General features: G+C 45.0%; 20 protein-coding genes and 3 pseudogenes. 16 read left to right on the plus strand and 7 right to left on the minus strand.

Translation table 11 applies throughout. The annotated features are described in order from the left end of the window. The first annotated feature begins 1 nt into the window (after position 1). The 6 genes from CEQ32_RS00535 (at position 2) to glmM (ending at position 8221) form a co-directional block, all read left to right on the plus strand. Positions 2-1642, plus strand: a complete 1641-nt coding sequence (locus CEQ32_RS00535) for a heparinase II/III family protein (RefSeq protein ID WP_088211955.1) — start codon at positions 2-4, stop codon at positions 1640-1642. Positions 1643-1652: 10 nt separating this feature from the next. Further along, the gene (locus tag CEQ32_RS00540; RefSeq protein ID WP_088585310.1) at positions 1653-2825 is read left to right on the plus strand and encodes a glycosyltransferase family 4 protein; all 1173 of its coding nucleotides are present in this window, start codon (positions 1653-1655) and stop codon (positions 2823-2825) included. Next, positions 2818-3774, plus strand: coding sequence for a UDP-glucose 4-epimerase family protein (locus tag CEQ32_RS00545; RefSeq protein ID WP_088211953.1), 957 nt, complete (start codon positions 2818-2820; stop codon positions 3772-3774). The genes CEQ32_RS00540 and CEQ32_RS00545 overlap by 8 nt, the downstream gene beginning before the upstream one ends. 9 nt (positions 3775-3783) lie before the next feature. Further along, positions 3784-4332, plus strand: coding sequence for a sugar transferase (locus tag CEQ32_RS00550; RefSeq protein ID WP_088211952.1), 549 nt, complete (start codon positions 3784-3786; stop codon positions 4330-4332). A 492-nt stretch (positions 4333-4824) separates the two neighbouring features. Further along, entirely contained in the window at positions 4825-6765 is a 1941-nt protein-coding gene (locus tag CEQ32_RS00555; protein WP_088585311.1) for a polysaccharide biosynthesis protein, read from the plus strand. 103 nt (positions 6766-6868) lie between these two features. Further along, positions 6869-8221, plus strand: a complete 1353-nt coding sequence (gene glmM / locus CEQ32_RS00560) for a phosphoglucosamine mutase (RefSeq protein ID WP_088585312.1) — start codon at positions 6869-6871, stop codon at positions 8219-8221. 395 nt (positions 8222-8616) lie between these two features. Here glmM and hepT read toward each other — a convergent pair whose 3' ends face one another. Both hepT and mntA read right to left on the minus strand, forming a co-directional pair. Further along, entirely contained in the window at positions 8617-9033 is a 417-nt protein-coding gene (gene hepT / locus CEQ32_RS00570; protein WP_088585313.1) for a type VII toxin-antitoxin system HepT family RNase toxin, read from the minus strand. Further along, positions 9026-9448, minus strand: a complete 423-nt coding sequence (mntA, locus tag CEQ32_RS00575) for a type VII toxin-antitoxin system MntA family adenylyltransferase antitoxin (protein WP_088585314.1) — start codon at positions 9446-9448, stop codon at positions 9026-9028. The genes hepT and mntA overlap by 8 nt, the downstream gene beginning before the upstream one ends. 429 nt (positions 9449-9877) lie before the next feature. Between mntA and CEQ32_RS00580 the strand changes: the two genes are divergently transcribed. The 3 genes from CEQ32_RS00580 (at position 9878) to CEQ32_RS00590 (ending at position 11907) form a co-directional block, all read left to right on the plus strand. After that, entirely contained in the window at positions 9878-10138 is a 261-nt protein-coding gene (locus tag CEQ32_RS00580; RefSeq protein WP_086904670.1) for a type II toxin-antitoxin system Phd/YefM family antitoxin, read from the plus strand. 1 nt (position 10139) lies between these two features. Next, the gene (locus CEQ32_RS00585; RefSeq protein WP_055647497.1) at positions 10140-10487 is read left to right on the plus strand and encodes a type II toxin-antitoxin system RelE/ParE family toxin; all 348 of its coding nucleotides are present in this window, start codon (positions 10140-10142) and stop codon (positions 10485-10487) included. Between the two features lie 220 nt (positions 10488-10707). Beyond that, entirely contained in the window at positions 10708-11907 is a 1200-nt protein-coding gene (locus CEQ32_RS00590) for a J domain-containing protein (RefSeq protein WP_226871860.1), read from the plus strand. A gap of 779 nt (positions 11908-12686) precedes the next feature. Here the strand turns inward: CEQ32_RS00590 and CEQ32_RS00600 are convergent. After that, positions 12687-13103, minus strand: coding sequence for a type II toxin-antitoxin system YafO family toxin (locus tag CEQ32_RS00600; RefSeq protein WP_088212880.1), 417 nt, complete (start codon positions 13101-13103; stop codon positions 12687-12689). After that, a complete protein-coding gene (locus tag CEQ32_RS00605) occupies positions 13094-13411 on the minus strand; it encodes an antitoxin of toxin-antitoxin stability system (protein ID WP_226871861.1) in 318 nt (105 codons plus the stop codon). Before CEQ32_RS00605 ends, CEQ32_RS00600 begins: the two co-directional genes overlap by 10 nt. Positions 13412-13498: 87 nt before the next feature. Here CEQ32_RS00605 and tnpC point away from each other — a divergent pair. The 5 genes and pseudogenes from tnpC to CEQ32_RS00635 all read left to right on the plus strand — a co-directional run. Then, positions 13499-14140 (plus strand): annotated as a pseudogene (gene tnpC, locus CEQ32_RS00615) (IS66 family transposase); the annotation flags it as partial. A 115-nt stretch (positions 14141-14255) separates the two neighbouring features. After that, a complete protein-coding gene (locus tag CEQ32_RS00620) occupies positions 14256-14495 on the plus strand; it encodes a CopG family ribbon-helix-helix protein (protein WP_069453195.1) in 240 nt (79 codons plus the stop codon). Further along, a complete protein-coding gene (locus tag CEQ32_RS00625) occupies positions 14485-14769 on the plus strand; it encodes a type II toxin-antitoxin system RelE/ParE family toxin (protein ID WP_088585320.1) in 285 nt (94 codons plus the stop codon). Before CEQ32_RS00620 ends, CEQ32_RS00625 begins: the two co-directional genes overlap by 11 nt. Positions 14770-15081: 312 nt before the next feature. Further along, a complete protein-coding gene (locus tag CEQ32_RS00630) occupies positions 15082-15381 on the plus strand; it encodes a type II toxin-antitoxin system HigB family toxin (protein WP_088585321.1) in 300 nt (99 codons plus the stop codon). 10 nt (positions 15382-15391) lie between these two features. Next, on the plus strand, positions 15392-15760 hold the full coding sequence (locus tag CEQ32_RS00635; RefSeq protein ID WP_014610936.1) for a helix-turn-helix domain-containing protein: 369 nt from the start codon (positions 15392-15394) through the stop codon (positions 15758-15760). Positions 15761-15838: 78 nt separating this feature from the next. Here CEQ32_RS00635 and tnpA read toward each other — a convergent pair whose 3' ends face one another. Beyond that, positions 15839-16243 carry an IS200/IS605 family transposase gene (tnpA, locus tag CEQ32_RS00640; RefSeq protein WP_069453193.1) on the minus strand — a complete coding sequence of 135 codons (405 nt, stop codon included), beginning with the start codon at positions 16241-16243 and terminating at the stop codon, positions 15839-15841. A gap of 46 nt (positions 16244-16289) precedes the next feature. Here tnpA and CEQ32_RS00645 point away from each other — a divergent pair, with 46 nt between their 5' ends. Together CEQ32_RS00645 and CEQ32_RS00650 are read left to right on the plus strand one after the other, a co-directional pair. Beyond that, positions 16290-17384 (plus strand): RNA-guided endonuclease InsQ/TnpB family protein, encoded by a 1095-nt coding sequence (locus CEQ32_RS00645; RefSeq protein ID WP_069453180.1) that lies wholly within the window; start codon positions 16290-16292, stop codon positions 17382-17384. 38 nt (positions 17385-17422) lie between these two features. After that, positions 17423-17760, plus strand: a pseudogene (locus CEQ32_RS00650) (helix-turn-helix domain-containing protein); the annotation flags it as partial. Between the two features lie 88 nt (positions 17761-17848). Here CEQ32_RS00650 and CEQ32_RS00655 read toward each other — a convergent pair. Continuing rightward, a pseudogene (locus tag CEQ32_RS00655) lies at positions 17849-18028 on the minus strand (transposase); the annotation flags it as partial. Between the two features lie 29 nt (positions 18029-18057). Next, positions 18058-19236: a Wadjet anti-phage system protein JetD domain-containing protein gene (locus CEQ32_RS00660; RefSeq protein ID WP_069453191.1), complete on the minus strand. Its 1179-nt coding sequence runs from the start codon at positions 19234-19236 to the stop codon at positions 18058-18060. Position 19237 lies beyond the last annotated feature (1 nt).

Below are 19237 nucleotides of genomic sequence, written 5' to 3' on the forward strand. Positions count from 1 at the left end.
GATGCAGCTGCTGAATAAATTTCAGCGGCTTTACCACACGGTAAGACCGCTGCGCTTTGAACAAATAGCTTATAGAATTTTCTATAAGCTATTTCCATTAAAGAACCTACCTGCCGATTCTACTTCTAGCAATGCTGCCGATTGGATTTGGGATGGACCAGAGGTGGTTGAGCCGTCTTTTTTAGGCGATAACCAGGTTTGTTTTCTGAACCTGTCTGGTCAGGTTCAGTCAGAGCAGGACTGGAATAGCCCTGCCTTTGAAAAGCTCTGGCTATATAACCTGCATTATTTCGATGACTTAAATGCCCGAGACAGTAAGCAAAGAACCGCAACACAACTTGCTCTGGTCGAGCGTTGGATTGCAGAAAATCCCGCAGTATCAGGCAATGGTTGGGAGCCTTATCCCTTATCTTTGCGGTTGGTTAACTGGATTAAGTGGTACAACAGAGTAAAACTGAATAAGCCTGAAATTGTCCACAGTATAGATCTCCAGGCAAAAGCCCTAAGTAAACAGCTTGAATACCATATTTTAGGCAATCACTTATTTGCCAATGCTAAAGCACTGGTGTTTGTTGGTTGTTTTTTGCAGGGGAAATCAGCAGCAAAATACCTTGAGTTAGGCTTAAAAATTCTTCAGCGGGAAATACCGGAGCAGTTTTTAACGGATGGTGGCCATTTTGAACTGAGTCCGATGTACCACTGTATTTTGCTATGGGATCTACTCGATTTGATTAATCTTGCTGAAATTACCGGCCGGCATGAGTTGGTTGCAAAATTACCTCAGTGGCGCAGTGTAGCTTTGAAAGCACTGAGTTGGTTAAGAGTCATGCAGCATCCTGATGGCGAGGTAAGCTTTTTTAATGACAGCGCGATGGGTATTGCAGCGACGCCCGCGCAATTGTTTAGTTATGCTGCCAGCTTAAAGTTGGAAATAGACAACCTGCCATTAGCTCAGTTGGTAACACTTCCCGTCTCTGGTTATAGCCGGGTTTCAATGGTTGAGCATAGTTTACTTTTCGATCATGCTGCCGTAGGCCCTGATTATTTGCCGGGTCATGCTCATGCTGACACCCTTAGCATAGAGTGGTCTGTTGGGCACGAACGTGTGCTTGTTAATTCCGGTACTTCAGTATACGGCATAAGTGAAGAGCGTTTGCGGCAACGCAAGACTGCAGCGCATAACACTGTTGTAATAGACAATACTGATTCATCAGAAGTTTGGAGCGGTTTTCGGGTAGCTCGCCGCGCGTATGCAACGCTTATACAAACACAAGCTACTGATGACAATGTAATGTTGCTTGCCTCGCATGATGGTTATAAAAGGCTGGCAGGTAACGTTAGGCATTTACGCGAAGTGAAAGCGAGTGATAAAAAAATCACAGTTCTAGATAAACTACTGGGTAAGTTTATTTGCGCTAATGTGCATTGGCACTTGCATCCGTCAGTCAAGGTTGAGCAAATATCTGAAAATGAGCTAGGTCTTTTGCTTAATAGTGGTAAACGCTTAAAGGTAGAATGTGACGTTCCGTTGAGAGTGCAGCCTTCAACCTGGCACCCTGGTTTTGGTGAAACAATCAATTCGAATAAAATAGTTGCAGATTTTAGTGCAGACTCAGTGAAAATTACCTTTTCTATAATCTAGGAAATCCATATTGAAAATTTTAGTTTTGTCTTTTTACTATGAACCGGATTTATGTGCTGGCTCGTTTCGATGTACAGCTTTAATTGAACAATTAAAAAAGCATTCTGGTATCGAACTGGAGGTTATTACAACGCTTCCGAATAGGTATGCTACATTCTCTGCGTCTGCACTTCAGCATGAAATTAAGGATGGAGTTGAAATTCACCGCGTTGCGTTGCCATCACATAAAAGCGGAATGTTAGATCAAATCAAAGCCTTCACTACATTTTACCTCCAGGCTATGAAACTGACACGCGACAAGAACTATGATTTAGTTTTTGCTACCTCGTCGCGTTTATTTACTGCATTTCTTGGGGCAAGAATATCGTCGTCTAAGAAGTTGCCCTTGTATCTAGATATTAGAGATATCTTTGTTGACACGATAAAAGATGTATTACCCAGTAAAATTACCTGGCTGGCAAAACCGATATTCTCTTGGATTGAGTCTTACGCTTTTGATCGTGCTAAACGTATTAATTTAGTTTCCAAAGGTTTTGCCGACTATTTTTCCAGTCGTTATCCTAAGGCTGAATACCGATGGTTTACCAATGGTATTGATAATGAATTTCTGGCTGTTGCTCCACAATCTTCGGTGGTTTCTGAAGTTTCAGGTCCGGTGACTGTACTTTATGCCGGCAATATAGGCGAAGGGCAAGGGTTACATACTATATTGCCTGCATTAGCAAATCGTCTGGCAGGAAAAGCCAGGTTCAGAGTAATTGGCGATGGTGGGCGTAAAGCTATTCTCCAGCAGCATTTGGCGGATATCTCTAACGTTGAGTTATTACCCCCAGTCAGCCGCAATGAATTAATTCGTGAATATCAAAACGCTGATATTTTATTTTTACATTTAAACGACTATCCTGCATTTAAAAAAGTGCTACCGTCAAAAATATTTGAGTACGCGGCGTTAGGTAAGCCCGTGTGGGCGGGTGTTGCAGGGTATGCGGCAGATTTTTTGAATGAAGAGGTAAGTAACTCCTCTGTTTTTTACCCCGGGAATGATGAAGAAGCCTATCGCGCTTTTGATGCTCTGGAGCTAGGGGTCAGTCCCAGAACTACATTCATAACCAAGTTCTCCCGTGAACAAATCATGGCAGAGATGGCTAAAGACATAGTGAGTTTGGTGAGGCAAGATGCTTGATAAAACAATACTTCTGACAGGTGCAACAGGTTTTGTTGGTCATGCTGTAGCGTCCGATTTACATACTAGAGAGCTGCGCTTGTTGAGTAGAAAAGACCCTCAACTAGCTCAGTGTAAATTTTGTCAGGCAGAGATAGATAAAAATTCAAATTATTCATCTTACTTGCAGAATGTAGATGTTGTTATACATGCTGCAGCTAGGGTACATGTTATGAATGACCATTCATCAAATCCGTTAAGTGACTTCCGTGAAGTTAATACAGCGGGAACCATGAATCTTGCTAGACAGTCAGTAGAAGCTGGTGTAAAAAGATTTATTTTTGTAAGTTCCATTAAAGTTAATGGTGAATCAACTGAGATAGGTAAACCTTTTACTGAAAGTGATGACAGATGCCCAAAAGACTTTTATGGACAATCCAAATCTGAAGCTGAAGTACAATTATTAGAGCTAGCTAAACGTACTGGATTAGAAGTCGTCATCATTCGACCTACATTGGTTTACGGACCAGGGGTTAAGGCTAATTTTGCTTCACTACTGAAATTAGTCTCAAAAGGTTTACCGTTGCCTTTCGGCAGTATTAAGGATAATAAACGTAGCCTGGTTTCAGTAAACAATCTTGTCGATTTAATTGTTACCTGTATTGATCATCCAAATGCCGTAAACCAAGTATTTTTAGTTTCTGATGACCATGATGTATCTACAGCCTCAATGGTAAAGCATATGTCACAAGCACTTGGGAAGTCGAGTAGATTACTCCCAGTCCCCTTGTGGTGTTATCGCTTAGTTGGCAAGTTAACTGGAAAGACTGATGTGGTTGATAGATTATTAGGCTCCCTGCAAGTTGATATTACGCATACCAAGAACACGCTAGGTTGGGCTCCACCGCAAACGCTTGAACAAGGTTTTAAAGAGACTGCAGAAGCTTTTCTTCTTAATAAAAATAAATAGAGTTTTTAAATGATCCGTCTAATCGATTTTTTAGCAGCCTTCTTTGGTTTGCTTGTACTTTGGCCAATATTATTCATCGTCACCATTATCGGTTTGTTTGATACTGGCTCACCAATTTTTATTCAAACTCGAGTAGGTAAGCATAAAAAGCCATTTAAGCTAATTAAGTTTCGTACTATGAGCAAGGATACTGCATCGGTTGCGAGTCATCTTGCAAGCAATGCTGCTATCACTAAGTTTGGCGGTTTTTTGCGCAAGACTAAAATAGATGAATTACCACAACTGATTAACGTCCTAAAAGGTGAGATGAGTTTGGTTGGCCCAAGGCCTAACTTATTTAACCAAGAAGAGTTGATAGTCGAGCGTGATGCCTTAGGGGTATATGATGTGTTACCTGGTGTAACTGGGTTGGCGCAAGTGCAAAATATTGATATGTCCACGCCTAAATTGCTTGCGCAAACGGACAAGCGAATGATCGAAACCTTAACCTTAGGTCGTTATTTTAAGTACATCCTGATGACGGCTACTGGTAGTGGTAGTGGCGATGCAGTAAAGTAGCCCTATTAATCCTATCTATTCGACGTGTGACGCTAGGCGGTTGTTTTGTAACGTTTAGCGTTTTTGGGATCTGTCTCAAATTTGATGAACGGCCGAAAAAACTGTCTCAGGGCTGTTTTGTGCAGCGATGTGTTCTGCCATGTTGCGCCGATTTCGGAGCCTATTTTCGCCGCGAGCTCTATGAGTCAGTCGGTGGCTGGTGCGTTGAGCGGTGTTTTTAGGTGGCAGGATCTGGTTGTGGTTTACTCGCGAAGGATGCATCCTTCCCTGCTTGGTTTGCGTAGCCAAAATGTTGAGTGTGGTAACGCTACATTCGACCCTTTTTAAGAAATGAATGTGGTGAACTGTTGAATACCTCTCAGACGGTGCCACGGTGTTGCATCTTAAATCCTATCATGGTGCTATAATGCGGCTCCCTGATGTATCGGGCGGTGTCGTGTACACGACAGTGTTATTGGTTAACTTATGAAGAAAATGTCATTGGAGCAAAAGATGGAATTTTTGCAGTTTTTATTCTCGTTAAAACGGTCACAAAAGCGTGTGGTCAGTGTCGCTATTGACTCTGTTTTTCTGCTGTTTGCCTTTTGGTTTGCGTTATTGGTGCGTTTAGACTCTGTTGAAGTATTACTCAAGGCCCAATATTGGGGGCTAATAGCATTAACAATACCCATTAGTATTGCTGGTTTTGTGCGGTTGGGGCTGTATCGCGCAGTGCTGCGTTATATCGGCTCGCAAGCGTTTACTGCTATCGTTGCGGGTGTAGTTATTTCTACCATAGCCCTTGTTTTACTAGCCTATTATGGCGGTGTTGATTTACCTCGTACCGTTCCCTTTATTTATGCTGCCTTTGCGCTAGTGTTTGTTGGCGGCGCGCGCTCGCTTATGCGGTCTTTAGTTGGTGCGGGTATGAATCGTCGTGGTGAACCTGTGATAATTTATGGTGCCGGTGTGAGCGGCCGCCAAACGGCAATTGCGCTAGCGCAAAGCCATGAATATCATCCAATCGCTTTTGTTGATGATGATGAATCGTTGCAAGGTACCGTGATCCAGGGCCTACATGTGCATGCACCACAGGAATTACGTAAGTTAATTAAGCAAAAAGCCACTGCACGAGTATTGTTAGCGATGCCAAGTGCCTCACGCTCTCGCAGGCAAGAGATTATCAATCAGCTTGAGCCGCTTAGCGTTAAGGTGATGACATTGCCCGCGATGGCTGATTTAGTCAGTGGTGATAAGTTATTTAGTGACGTTAAAGAAGTCGAAATTGAAGATTTATTGGGGCGTGATTCTGTTGCCCCAAGACAGCATTTATTGACTGCGAATATCAAGAATAAAGTGGTTATGGTTACAGGTGCTGGTGGCTCTATTGGTTCTGAGTTATGCCGTCAGATTTTAAAGCAGCAACCTAAGCAATTAGTTTTATTCGAGTTATCGGAGTTCGCACTTTATTCGATTGACCGTGAACTTTCTGCGACTGCTAATGAGCTTGGTATTGATGTTGAAATTGTCCCTATCATGGGTTCTGTTCAGCGTGAAAACCGTGTGCAAGCGGTAATGCAGGCGTTTAAAGTGCAAACGGTTTACCATGCCGCAGCTTATAAGCATGTGCCTCTAGTTGAGCATAATGTGGTTGAAGGTGTTCGCAATAACGTATTTGGTACTTTGTATACCGCGAGAGCGGCGATTGCGGCAAATGTAGAAACCTTTGTTTTGGTCTCTACCGATAAAGCCGTGCGCCCTACAAATGTGATGGGTACCACTAAACGTATGGCGGAACTGGCATTGCAAGCATTAGCAAAAGAGGTGCATCAAACGCGTTTTTGTATGGTGCGTTTTGGTAATGTGCTAGGGTCTTCTGGTTCAGTTGTGCCATTGTTCCGTAAGCAGATCGCTAATGGCGGTCCGGTAACTGTTACTCATCCTGAAATAACCCGCTTTTTTATGACGATTCCAGAAGCATCACAGCTGGTTATTCAAGCGGGTGCTATGGGTAAAGGCGGCGATGTCTTTGTACTTGATATGGGAAAATCGGTCAAAATCGTTGATCTCGCAGCTAAAATGATCCGCTTAAGTGGTTATGATGTGAAGGATGAAGCAAATCCCAATGGTGATATCGCTATTGAATTTACCGGCCTTCGTCCTGGTGAAAAATTGTATGAAGAGTTACTGATTGGCGATGATGTAACAGGTACAGACCATGAGCGGATTATGACAGCAAATGAAATTTATCTGCCATGGTCCGAATTAGAGTTAATTCTTAATCGTTTAGACAAAGCATGCCATGAGTTCAACCATGAGGCGATCCGTGAGATTTTACTTGCGGCGCCAACCGGTTTCGCCCCAACTGATGGTATTTGTGATCTAGTTTGGCAGCAAAGGAAATTATTTAAACCAGCTGATACAAAACCGAAAGTGGTAACGTTAGTTTCTTGATTCAATGTCTTATGTCGTTTAGATGTTGCAAAGTTAAATCTTTTTAAAAGCCAAATCCCCATGGATTTGGCTTTTTGTCTTTTAGCGTTTTTAAGGATTTTGTATGTCTAGGAAGTATTTTGGTACTGATGGTGTGCGTGGCAAAGTAGGTAAATTCCCAATTACGCCTGATTTTGCGATGAAGTTAGGTTGGGCGGCAGGTACAGTGCTCGCATCCACAGGCACTAAAGAGGTGCTAATTGGTAAGGATACCCGTAGTAGTGGGTATATGCTGGAATCCGCAATGGAAGCGGGTTTTTCTGCTGCGGGAGTAAATGTGGCATTAATTGGCCCGATGCCAACGCCCGCAGTGGCGTATTTAGCTTCAACTTTTAGGGCCGATGCAGGCGTTGTTATCAGTGCTTCCCATAATCCTTTTTATGATAATGGTATTAAGTTTTTTTCAAACACAGGCACCAAGCTAAATGATGCACAAGAGCTTGAAATTGAAGCGCTATTAGAGCAAGCACTTGAGCATAATGCGTTGCAATGTGTTGCTTCTGAAAAACTGGGTAAAGTGCGTCGCATTGATGATGCTGCCGGTCGTTATATTGAGTTTTGTAAGGGAACCTTCCCGAATCATTTAAGCTTGGCGGGATTAAAGATTGTTGTCGATAGTGCCCATGGTGCTGCCTACCATATTGCCCCGAATGTGTATCGCGAGTTAGGGGCCGAGGTGATTAGCATTAATGACAAACCCAACGGCGTGAACATTAACGATCATTGTGGCGCAACACATTTAGATAGCTTGCAATCTGCGGTGATGATCAATGAAGCGGATTTAGGTATTGCGCTCGATGGTGATGCCGACCGAGTCATGTTTGTTGATCATAATGGCCATGTGGTTGATGGCGATGAGATTTTGTTTATTCTGGCACAAGCTGCGTTCCAAAAAGGTGAAATGGTCGGCGGTGTGGTTGGTACTTTAATGTCAAACCTTGGTTTAGAACTGGCCCTTAAGCAAATGGACATTCCCTTTGTACGTGCAAAGGTGGGCGATCGTTATGTGGTTGAGCAGCTTAAAGAAACGGGTTGGCAACTGGGCGGCGAAGGTTCTGGGCATATTTTGAGTTTAAAGCATGCTTCAACGGGTGATGGTATTGTGGCGTCCCTGCAGGTACTTAAAGCCATTTTAGAGTCAGGCAAACGTTTAGCCGACATTAAAGCGGGCATGACTAAGTTGCCGCAGGTACTTATTAATGTGCGTTTATCATCAGGCAGTGCCGACAGCATTTTGGCTTTAGACAGTGTTAAGCAAGCGGTGGTAAAAGCGGAAGGGATTTTGGGCGACCAAGGACGCGTGCTATTACGTAAGTCCGGCACAGAGCCTTTAATCCGGGTGATGGTGGAGTCAACGGATAATCTGATGACACAGACTCAAGCCGAGTTTATCGCAGAGGCAGTAAGAGCGGCGTAAAGCGGGCGCTTCGGGCGAGAATCTAGGGCGTTGCTTCGCAACTGCTAGGACGCAGCAAAAAGCGCTGCTGCTAGGAGGCCTTCGGCCCTAGGACGCTACTATGTGGCTCTAGGCTTTTAGCTTCTACGAACGCCGCTTTGCGGCTACGGAACGTCACTGCGTGGCGCGAGAATCTAGGGCGTTGCTTCGCAACTGCTAGGACGCTCGCAAACTCGCTCTAGCTTCTACGAACGCCGTTTTGCGACAACCGCAGGGTGAAACAAGATGAAACCCATATCCTACGGATATTCCACACGCGATTACGCTTGCCTAGTCAGTGTTAATAGTTTGATTTAATTAAAAAAAGCCCTATGAGCTCCTCAGGGCTTGTTTAAGCGGCTTTAGGCAAGAGTGATTCAATAACTCATTCTTGGACAAAATTTTATCACTTCAATAAATTGCTCAAAATCCTCAAGATGATGCTGTACAACATGCACAACGATATCGAGGTTGAGTTCTTGATAGTCATGTACTGCGATGTTTCTTAGGCCAACCATCTTCTTTAAGTTGTCTGCAAGCTGCTGATTAATTATTTTATTTTGTGAAAGTAGTGTAAAGCTATCACGGCTACTTTGGGGGATACCCAGTTGTTGTTGGCGGTTAATATGGTTTGCTATGTCGATACTGGCTTCGCAGCAGCGTTGTAAATTGAGGATAACGCTATCTTGCAGGGTGAAGTCTTGTTTGAACATGCTGCCATCACCATAAACTTGTTGGATGCGTTTTATACAGCGTTTGATGGTTGCTATTTTGTTGATAATAATGTCATTCAAAGTGACGTCCCCTGTGATCGTTGGCTGTTGTTTTGGCCGTTGCATCATCAATAATTGCTTGTCTTTCAGCTTGTAGATGTTGGTACATTGAGATGGTTTTCACTGCAAAAATCTCATCATCTTGTCGCGTTCCCCAAAGTCGCTTTCCTTGGGTGACTACCTGCTGACATAACACTGTGGATGCCGTGCGTAAATCAACAAGATCAACATCAGTATCTAACGCTGAGGCGAGTTTTTGGGCAAGTTGCCAGCGGGCGATATTGTCTAAAGTGACATCGGCGAGTACCGCTATATCGATATCACTGTTGCGGTGTTGCGTGCCCTGTGCATAGGAGCCAAATAGGTAGATCAATCTCAACTGCGGGATGTTATCTTGTAGTAAGTTGATGATAATGCTTTCATTTAGTTGTTGCATAGGCCCATTGCACGATTTAATGAATACAGGGTGAGTATATAGCATATAAGGCGCAGCAAAAAGGACGGCCTTTGGCTGGGAGAAACTAGGGCGTTGCTCGATAACTGCTCCTGCTTTATTCTACCTCCTGCATCCATGCAGTCGTACGCAACTGCTAGGACGCTCGCAAGCTCGCTGCTAGGGGCTAGGAATGCCGCCTTTTGCGGTTACAGGTTACGGAACGGGCAGTGCCCTGACGGTGAGTTGAGCTTGGAGCGTTCCGTAATTCGTAATCTGTCAACCGTCAGCACGGCGTTAAGCGTTTTGATGTCTTTAGTCTTTTTTTAGTCTTTTTTTAATCTTTTTTTGGTCTTTAATCTATCGCATGATATGATTTTGGCTTAGTGAATGGGTTTTCTTATTTTCAATTAATCAACTAGGCATCAACCTATGAACATAGAAACAATCAGTTTTTTGAAGAAAAATGCCGCGAGCTTAACCCTCGATGAACCGATGATTATTACTCAAAATGGTGTACCTGCTTACGTTATCGAGTCGGTAGCGGATAGAAATCGACGTGATGAGGCGATAGCTTTACTCAAGCTAGTCAGTTTTGCAAAAAGCGATCAACAAAATGGCCGCACTATGTCATCAAATGCATTCAAGGAACGCTTGGCGGGTCGTAAAATGGCTTTAAAGGATAATAAGTAGTATGTCTGTGGTAAAACTTGAATATACCAAGACATTTGAAGATACCGTAGATAGTGCTATATCTCACTATTCCCAATGGCATGACGAGATCACTATTATTGAGAGAGTTGAGGCAGTTATTGAGGCATTTGAAGCATCTGTGACGCAAAATCCTTTGAGCCATGCATTATGTCAAGAGTTAGTTGAACTTGGCATTACTCAAGTAAGGCACGCGATAAAAGAGGATTTTAGAATACTGTACGAGGTTAGCTACATTAATGATGAGTCTCTTGTTACTGTGCTACTTTTTTTGAACCAACGACAAAGCATACAGAATCAACTGATCAATCATTGCTTGGTTTATAAGTAATTGCTTGCGGCAGTGAGAATCGAGGATGGCCTTTAGTCGCGAGAATCTAGGATACTCACAAGCTGGCTTTAGACTCTAGCTGCGAAGCGCTCTAGCGTTCTTCTAACGTCGCTTTGCTAAGGATGTCGTCACGTTTTTCGCTATATTGGTATGCGAGTTTTGTACTTTGGGTCACTCGGGTTTGTAAACATTTCATCAAAAGAAAATATTTATGTCATTAATGAACATCATCAATACTTCGGCTTCAAGTCAATCACGTAACCGCTCGCAAACACTCGAAAAATTGTGGCAAGACTACGAAAAAAAACAATTAAGAAATAAACGTTATCAAACAAAATTAGAGGGTTTTTATCGCGAGTTCACCTCACAATTACTTGAAAAAGAGCAGGCCGTATGTGATGCCTCAGCTCAATGGGTGCGTCATTTATTGACTTTTGTGCCGCGTAAATCCATTAAAGGTCGCCAAAGGGAGGCGCTGCTAGAATGGATTGACGAAGAAATAAGTATTATTGAATCGAACCCGTTTAATCCTATCAATACTCACGAAATACGCGATAGCTTCACTAACTTGCTTATGGCTTATCAAGCAACCTTGCCTAAGCAAGACATTGGTCAGCACGAGCTTGATGCTTTTCGTGAAGAGTTAGAATCTATGTTTGGCTTTGAGTTGGATATAGACGATGCGCAACTGTCTGAACTCATTGATGAACCGGCGAAGTTCCAGGCATTTTTTGAGCAAAAATTGGCTGAGCAGCACAATAAGGCTTTTGATGACGGCGACGCTGAAAATGCGTTTGAGCAAGATGAGGCTGAGTATGATGCCCAAGAGGATGATTTTTTCTTTGAATCGAGTCAACCAGAGCAAGCATTAAGCCTTGAGTTATTTAGCGATAAAACCATGACCAAATTGTATCGACAATTGGCGAATCAATTTCATCCCGATAAAGAGCCTGAACCTGCTAAAAAGGCGCTAAAAAAAGAGTTGATGCAGCAACTATCTCAAGCCAAGAAAAGCAAGGATGCTGTCGCCTTGCTGATGTTGGCCCTTGAATATCTGCCAGAGTATAAGCTTGAGGCCGATGCAGATATGATTAAACGTATTGAGGCTGCGTTGCAGGTTAAAATTAGTTTATTAAATCAAGATTATCAATCAATGCAGAATGGCGATGATATTAAAAGTATGATTTGGCAACGTTTTGGGAGTGGTTCAAAAGCATCACGCGCTAGGGAGTTGGCCCAATATGGTGATTATCTCACGATTGAAACTGAAGAGTTACTCGCAAAAGTGACTAAGATCAAAACAGTACAAGCGATACAAAAGGAATTAAACCAACGTAGCCGACGGGGGAGTTTTAACGACATTTTTGATCTTGCTATGTTTAATGACGAAACTTTTGATGAATTTTGGCAATACAAATAGCGCAATGATGATGCTTCGTAACGGCTAGGACGGCCTTCGGCCGCAAGTACGCAGCAAAAAGCACTGCTGCTAGGATGCCTTCGGCCCTAGGACGCTCGCCAGCTCGCTTTAGAACGCCACTACGTCGCTTTAGACTCTGGCAGCGACGAACGCCGCTTTGCGGCTACGGAACGTCACTGCGTGACTTACGGATAACGGAGCGGGCTGTGCCCTGACGGTGAGTGAGCGCGCGAGCGTTCCGTAATCCTTCTCTTTTCTGTCATTCCCGCGAACGACTGCATGGTCAATTTTGTTCCATACAAAATATGACATTTCCACCCTCCATGGTAGTTAGATGCAGGAGGTACGAGCCCAGGGACGGGCGAAGGTAGAATAATGCAGGAGCAATTATCGAGAATAACGTAAGCGTCCGCCGAAGCACACCTTCATAACTTGACCATATGTCGCCATCCTTGTTCTTCTGAATCATAGGAGAACGATATGTTTGGTAACTGTAGTGGCTTGCACACATAATCCCTTCGGCGCGATTACATCCGCCAAACTGGGCTCACATTAGCTGATAATAAGCGGGACCACCGACTCACATTAACTGCCAATGGACGCAGATTAATTAACAACGGGCTTACATTTATCTTGGCGGACTCACATTAATTGCCAATAAACAGCCATGATCCAACAAGCTCGTAGAGAGTCGAGATATGCTGTATCAGCGGACAAGCAACAAGGCCTTAATGTAGGCTAACTTTACATTTTTGGCGCGTTGGGTAAATTCGGTATGATTAAAACTGCTCCCTGAAGCCTTCGGCTATTTTCTCCAGTTGGTTCATTAAGCCGCTATCACGATCGGTATTATTGACATCATTCGGCTTGTTCTTATCCCAATGTTTAATGATGGCTATCAGTAGGTAACAATGGCTGTTGAAGAAGCCTGGACAATACACCAGAACATAACCGCTGGTCCGTTTGAATTGCACTAGCTTGAGCGGAAAACCTGCAGCTTTGAAATGCAGATGTTGTAATTCAAGATACGAGCGGTTATGGGTAAACAGGTAAGGAACGTCGCGGCCAAAGGTGGTAGGCAGGCCTTTACCTTCCTTATACACCCGAAAATCATCTACTAATGCTTTGGTAGCCAGCTCACCTAGGGCCTCTTTTAAATAGGGATGCGTAAATATGCGTACCGCCTTTACTTCCATTCCTCAAATTCTCCCCTGGCACCTTGCTTCAGTTTGTTGGCCATCTGAGTAGAAACCTTATCCATGTTTAGATTGGCAGCAGTAAACTGGGCAGGGATGCTTTCCAATGTGGTGGTGCCACGTTGGGCAAACTCACAAAACGCCGTCATTTCTTCAAACAGTGACGCCGGTACCGCATAAAACTGGATTTGGTTATTAGATGACACCGCAATTGCATCTCCTTGGGCTTCGGCTAATGCAGCACTGGGGTTTGATTTGAACTTGCTGATCGGTGTGGTATAGCCACATAAAATTTTCTGTAACATCATAGCTCCATTTTCTACTGTTGCGACAGTTATACTAAGACCTAAGTATAGACCTAAATTTAGACCTATACCAGTATCGGATTATTCATCCATCAAGTTCAAATAAACGACGGATTTAGTGGTTACCTGCAAGTCGATGGTTACGCCGGTTATGCTAAAACCGATGCCGAACTCGTGGGCTGCTGGGCCCATGCTCGTCGTAAGTTCACAGAGGCTGAAATCGCTCAGCCTAAAGGCAAAACGGGCAAGGCAAACTGGGCTCTGAACCATATCCAGAAAATCTACCGAATCTAAACCTTGGATAAAGACTCAAGTCCCGAGGTTCGCCGCCAACAAAGGCAGCTGCACAGCCAACCCTTACTGGATGAGTTGCATCGTTGGCTGGAGAAATCACAACGCCATGTGCCACCTAAAAGCAGCTTTGGGAAGGCAATAACCTACTGCCTTAATCAATGGCCCAATTTGAACCGCTATCTTGAGGATGGGCGACTGAATATCGACAATAATCGCGCAGAGCGAGCCATAAAGCCGTTCGTCATTGGCCGTAAAAATTGGCTATTTGCCAATACGGCCAATGGAGCAAAAGCCAGTGCCATACTGTACAGCATGATAGAAACTGCCAAGGCTAATGGGCTTATGCCTTTTGACTATCTCATGTACTGCCTAGATCAGCTGTCACTCAAGCCAGAAAGCCTGGATCATTTGTTACCTTGGAATGCAAAACTAGGCTAGGTGCAGATCACCGGACGGATACTAACATTCAGTTTGGCTGATAAGCCAAACATGGCAATTTATCCTCAATCAGTGTAATGTAGTTTGATGTATACATTGTATGATGAGGTTTACCATGAGTGTCATGTCAGTGCGCTTATCCGATGAAATCGAGCAAAAGCTGGTACAGCTTGCCCAGTCAACTGGCAGAACTAAATCGTGGTTGGCCAGCCAAGCGATTCAGGATTATTTAGACCGGGAAGCTTGGCAAATTGCTGAAATCCAAGCCGCATTACGTGAAGCCGATGCCGGTGATTTTGTGCCAGAGAACGAGATGAATGCCAAGTTCCAGCGTTGGGGGAACAATGCGGGTTAAATGGTTGCGCAAGGCCGCGCAAAATCTTGAAGATGCGTATGATTATTTAGCCAAAGACAACCCCAAGGTCGCTCAAGCATTCGTGCAAGACGTTTACCGCTTAGTGAACTTATTGCCGGTGCAACCCGCCATGGGACGGGCTGGGCGCGTAGTTGGTACACGGGAACAGATTATACAGGATTACCCGTTCATCATCCCGTACAGGGTTAAGCAAGATGAAATCCATATTCTACGGATATTCCACACGCGATTACGCTTACCTAGTCAGTGGTAAAAAAATTGATTTAATTGCAAAAAGTGCTACGAGCTCCTCAGAATTTTTTAAGCGGCTTTAGGCAAGAGTGATTCATTGACATCCTCCACCTCCTTTAGGGGGGGAGGATGTCAATTCCAGCAGAACCTTCTTAGCTACACAATCCCACAATCCCAAAATCCCACAAATACCCGAGCATGAAGGAGAGTACACGCTTGCTCGCAGCAATATGGTAAAAATCAAAAAATTAATATATTTTCCCAAAAAGGGAAATTAAATATTGACTATCGTTTATGCGTTTCCCATAATGGGAAATATAGAAAAGGGGATTGCATGAGAGTTGTTTCAAGAGTCGCATTGCGGGAGTTTTGGGAGCCGCCCATTTATCAAGATAGTGAGCAACCTCTCAAGTCATGGTACGAGGAAGCTAAAAACGCTAACTGGCAAAATCCGCAAGACATAAAAGCGTTGTACCGCAACGCGAGTTTTGTTGGCAATAACAGGGTGGTATTCAACATCCACGGCAATAAGTACCGTCTTATTGTGGCCGTGAATTACAAGTTTGCAATGGTCTATGTTCGCTTTGTTGGTTCTCATGCTGAGTATGACAAAGTTGATGCAACCACAATTTAGGAGGTTTGCAATGCAAATTAAACCGATCAGAACCGTGGCTGATAATGAAGCAGCCTTAAAGCGTATTGAACAGCTTTTTGATGCTGAACCTAACACGCCAGAGGGTGATGAGCTGGAAGTGTTGATCACGCTGGTGAGCGCGTTTGAGGACGCTCATTTTCCAATTGAAACGCCAGATCCAATCGCGGCCATTCAGTTTCGCATGGAACAGCAAGGGCTTGTTGATGCCGATATGGTGCCGTTCCTTGGGCAACGTAGCCGAGTATCAGAAGTGCTAAACCGCCAACGTCGACTTAGTCTGAACATGATCCGCAAGCTGAATGAGGGGCTTAAAATCCCGCTGCCTTGCTTGGTCAAAGAATACCAATTAGCTAAATAACGGAATGTCTATGACCAAAATGCGCGACAAGCCCCGTGCTTTTAGCGCGGGGAAGGATAGCGCAAGTTGCGAAGCAACTTAATGCGGCCTATCTTGTTGCTCAATATATTGCCTTAATACGTCTATTGGAGCGCCCCCAACAGATCCTGCAAAGTAGCTGGGCGACCAAAGTGCATTTTTCATGTAGGCTGGCTTATGAAGATTTGGATAGTACTGTTTCAACTTCCTGCTAGAAACCCCCTTTAGACTATTAACCAGCTTCGATATAGCCACTTTCGGTGGGTAGTTCACTAACAGGTGAACGTGGTCTTGCTCCCCGTTAAACTCTACGATCTCAGCCTCAAAATCCGCACAGACCTTTTCCATGATGTCTCGCATCGTTTTTAGATGCGCATCCGTAAATAACTTGCCACGATATTTAGCAATAAAAATAAGATGCACATGCATCATAAATATGCAGTGCCTTCCTCTTCGTAATTCCATAGGCCAACCTTTACAATCAAGCTTAAAGAACCTATATTAGTGCATTATGAGCATTCAGACCAAAACTTTAAGTGTTAGGGTAAAAGATAAACATGCGAAGCTGTTAAGACAGATGGCGTATGAAGTAAATCAATGCTTTAACCTGGCCAACGAACTAACCATGAAAGCGAGTCGCAACTATAGCGATGCTGGCGCGGTTAGACCTGTCTGGATGTCGGCTTACGATGTGCAAAAACCGATTCTAAGTTTTAGGAACGAATCTGGATTTATTATTCCATCCCACACAGCTCAAGAGGTCTGCGCCAAACACGCCCAAGCAAGAAAACAATTCAAACGAGCGAAGTTACGTTGGCGAATAAGCTCAGGCTCTAAACGCTCTCTTGGCTTTGTGCCGTTTAAAAAAGGTTCTGCTAAGTGGAAGAGTGGGCAAGTCTTATTCGCAAAACAGCACTTTAAGGTTTGGGATACCTACGGGCTTTCACAATACGAGTTTACTTCAGGATCTTTCTCTGAAGACTCAAGAGGACGCTGGTACTTTAATGTGTGTGTTCATGTAGGCGCCTCAGCGCCCACCTCTGGAAAGACAGCCATCGGTATCGATCTAGGGTTAAAAGATACGGCAACTTGCAGTGATGGGGCTAAATTAGAACGGGGGAACTTCTACCGCGATCTAGAGGCGGATTTAGGCGTTGCCCAAAGAGCAAATAAGAAAAAGCGAGTCAAGGCCATTCATGCGAAGATCAAGAATCGTCGCAAAGATGCTTTGCATAAATTTAGTACGCGGCTGGTCAATGAAAATGCCGCAATATTTGTTGGCGATGTGAGCAGCTCCAAGTTAGCGAAAACTAAAATGGCAAAATCGGTTTTAGACGCAGGCTGGTCAATGCTCAAAACACAATTGGAATATAAAGCGATAGCGCGGTCAGTTGTGTTCGAAATAGTCAATGAATCCTACTCCACCCAGACCTGTTCGAGCTGTGGGGCGATCCCCGTCAGCAGTCCGAAAGGTAGAACTGGTCTTGGAATAAGAGAATGGGTGTGCTCTGAGTGCGGAGCAGAGCACGACCGCGATATAAACGCGGCAACCAATATTCTCGCGGCGGGGCATCGCCGTCTAGCTGTAGGAATCCCCGTGCTTTAGCGCGGGGAGGATGTCAACAAAAACAAGTCCTAGAGACCCTGCATGCTCAAACGCGTGACGGGCTTGTTTGTGACCGCATTAAAGCAGTACTTCTTGCATCCGAAGGCTGGACCGCGGCAATGATTTCTCAAGCATTACGGATAAATGAATCAACGGTCCGCCGTCACCTTGCCGATTACACCTTGTCAGAGAAGCTCAAGTCTGAAAATGTCGCGGTTCACAAAGCCTGTAATCTGTTGAGCAAACCGCAGAGTTAATTGCCCATTTAACTCAGACTCAGGCAACCAAAATCTCACACGGCTGGATATGTACAGGGCAGGACAAAGCCAAAGAAACCAACGGCAGTCGTAGGCGGCGTAAACTGATTGTAAGCTTACGGCAGCATAGCTGAACTTAATCAACATAGTCTGATTTACTAAATTAGCGCGAGCATTCGCTGCTTTTTCATGGCATTTGGCGACCATCAATCTAGTTTTTGCTTTTCTTGATAGCTGGCGCTGCTTACGTCTGAGGTTTTTCTCAGCACGCTTTACAAATCTTCGGTTGGCTATCTTTTTGCCATTCGATTCGATGGCGAAATGAAACAGCCCCAGATCAACACCTGTGACCTTGCTTGCAGTGTGAAGTAAAGTTGGTACTTCCACTCCATCATCAGTAAGAATTGATGCGTATGTCAAATTAACGTTTGGAGAAGAGAGAAAGGGATGCGCTCTTGTTCCAGTCGTAAGTTAGGTTGCCAATGGGCCTTGAGTCGTTGGTATAGCAGTTGCTCTGTCTCATTTAAGTTGGGGAGCTGTTCGGCTCTGTGGGCTGTGGCAGAAGGCTCGCTTCCCCACCAAGAGCGGCAGGCAAGTAGGGTTGCTTCATCCATTAGTAGAGAACGGGTACGCGGAAAATAGCTGCGTAGTTGCGATAACATGGCAAAGCCATGGCTGTCGATATCGCCCCAGTAGTGGATCTGGCAAGCGCCCAGCCAGGGCACCTCTTTGAGCAGTTGCACGCCATAACCCAGGCCGAAAATCACCAGTCCATTGCGTACCCCAGGAAATGCCAGGCCGTTGATCTTGTTCTCGGTAATAAAAACCCGATCCACCAGCAGGTCCAGCTTGGCGAAGTCGCGCACCGTCAAGGTGATGTCGCTGGCCCCGGCAAACTCGGCCGCCAGTTGCGGGTCAAGTAGACGAAAGCGGACCTGCGGCTCCTCGTAGCGCAGGCCAAAGCGCCGTTCGAAGCCGTGATCGCGCAAGCTGGTCACGGTCGGGTCAATCGCCTGCTCTGGTAGCAGCTGATCCAGCAGACTCTTCAGTATGCTTTTGTGTTGCTCGATAAATTTGGTATCGACGCCGGGTATGTCCAGTTGGCGCAGGTAGCAATCGGGGCGTGGGTGAGCACAGAAGTGGCGGCAGACGGCGATGAGCTCAGGCCAATGACCCGCCTGCTTTTCTAGTTGTGCCGGATTGTCCAGCAACCAGGCCTGCAGCGCCGGGAAGGCGGCGAGCAGCCGTGCGTGCTCATCGCAAAAGATCCGCCAAGCCTGTGCCTGCCCGACAAAGCGGGCCAAGGCGGCCATATCGGCAAACTCGACGGCAGCAGGCAGCCATTGGCGCCCCATGGTCGGGTAGTTGACCTCCTGCTGCTGCAACGTGATGCCGGGCAGATCGGTCAGTCCCTCCTGCAGGCGGGCGATCTGCTGGCGCAGGGCGGCAAAGTCGTGCAGCAGTGCTTTGTCGGTGGGGCGGGATAGTTTGATGGTGAGGGGGAACAGTGATTCCCCCTCAAGCCAGGCCCGATGCAGTCCATAACCTTGCCATTTCTTCAGTAGTTTCTGCTTGAGTGTCTTGAGTTCGATCATG

The sequence above is a fragment of the Shewanella sp. FDAARGOS_354 genome, from assembly GCF_002209245.2.
Taxonomy (GTDB): Bacteria; Pseudomonadota; Gammaproteobacteria; order Enterobacterales; family Shewanellaceae; genus Shewanella; species Shewanella xiamenensis.

Excerpts from the sequence above, each read along its gene's own strand:
- CEQ32_RS00600 (WP_088212880.1), bottom strand. The coding sequence starts at position 13,103 with ATGGAAGTAAAGGCGGTACGCATATTTACGCATCCCTATTTAAAAGAG.
- CEQ32_RS00645 (WP_069453180.1), top strand. The coding sequence starts at position 16,290 with ATGAGCATTCAGACCAAAACTTTAAGTGTTAGGGTAAAAGATAAACAT.
- CEQ32_RS00635 (WP_014610936.1), top strand. The coding sequence starts at position 15,392 with ATGCAAATTAAACCGATCAGAACCGTGGCTGATAATGAAGCAGCCTTA.
- CEQ32_RS00625 (WP_088585320.1), top strand. The coding sequence starts at position 14,485 with ATGCGGGTTAAATGGTTGCGCAAGGCCGCGCAAAATCTTGAAGATGCG.
- CEQ32_RS00660 (WP_069453191.1), bottom strand. The coding sequence starts at position 19,236 with ATGATCGAACTCAAGACACTCAAGCAGAAACTACTGAAGAAATGGCAA.
- mntA (WP_088585314.1), bottom strand. The coding sequence starts at position 9,448 with ATGCAACAACTAAATGAAAGCATTATCATCAACTTACTACAAGATAAC.
- glmM (WP_088585312.1), top strand. The coding sequence starts at position 6,869 with ATGTCTAGGAAGTATTTTGGTACTGATGGTGTGCGTGGCAAAGTAGGT.
- CEQ32_RS00545 (WP_088211953.1), top strand. The coding sequence starts at position 2,818 with ATGCTTGATAAAACAATACTTCTGACAGGTGCAACAGGTTTTGTTGGT.
- CEQ32_RS00580 (WP_086904670.1), top strand. The coding sequence starts at position 9,878 with ATGAACATAGAAACAATCAGTTTTTTGAAGAAAAATGCCGCGAGCTTA.
- CEQ32_RS00585 (WP_055647497.1), top strand. The coding sequence starts at position 10,140 with ATGTCTGTGGTAAAACTTGAATATACCAAGACATTTGAAGATACCGTA.
- CEQ32_RS00555 (WP_088585311.1), top strand. The coding sequence starts at position 4,825 with ATGGAATTTTTGCAGTTTTTATTCTCGTTAAAACGGTCACAAAAGCGT.
- CEQ32_RS00535 (WP_088211955.1), top strand. The coding sequence starts at position 2 with ATGCAGCTGCTGAATAAATTTCAGCGGCTTTACCACACGGTAAGACCG.
- CEQ32_RS00605 (WP_226871861.1), bottom strand. The coding sequence starts at position 13,411 with ATGATGTTACAGAAAATTTTATGTGGCTATACCACACCGATCAGCAAG.
- CEQ32_RS00620 (WP_069453195.1), top strand. The coding sequence starts at position 14,256 with ATGAGTGTCATGTCAGTGCGCTTATCCGATGAAATCGAGCAAAAGCTG.
- CEQ32_RS00590 (WP_226871860.1), top strand. The coding sequence starts at position 10,708 with ATGAACATCATCAATACTTCGGCTTCAAGTCAATCACGTAACCGCTCG.
- CEQ32_RS00550 (WP_088211952.1), top strand. The coding sequence starts at position 3,784 with ATGATCCGTCTAATCGATTTTTTAGCAGCCTTCTTTGGTTTGCTTGTA.
- CEQ32_RS00630 (WP_088585321.1), top strand. The coding sequence starts at position 15,082 with ATGAGAGTTGTTTCAAGAGTCGCATTGCGGGAGTTTTGGGAGCCGCCC.
- tnpA (WP_069453193.1), bottom strand. The coding sequence starts at position 16,243 with ATGGAATTACGAAGAGGAAGGCACTGCATATTTATGATGCATGTGCAT.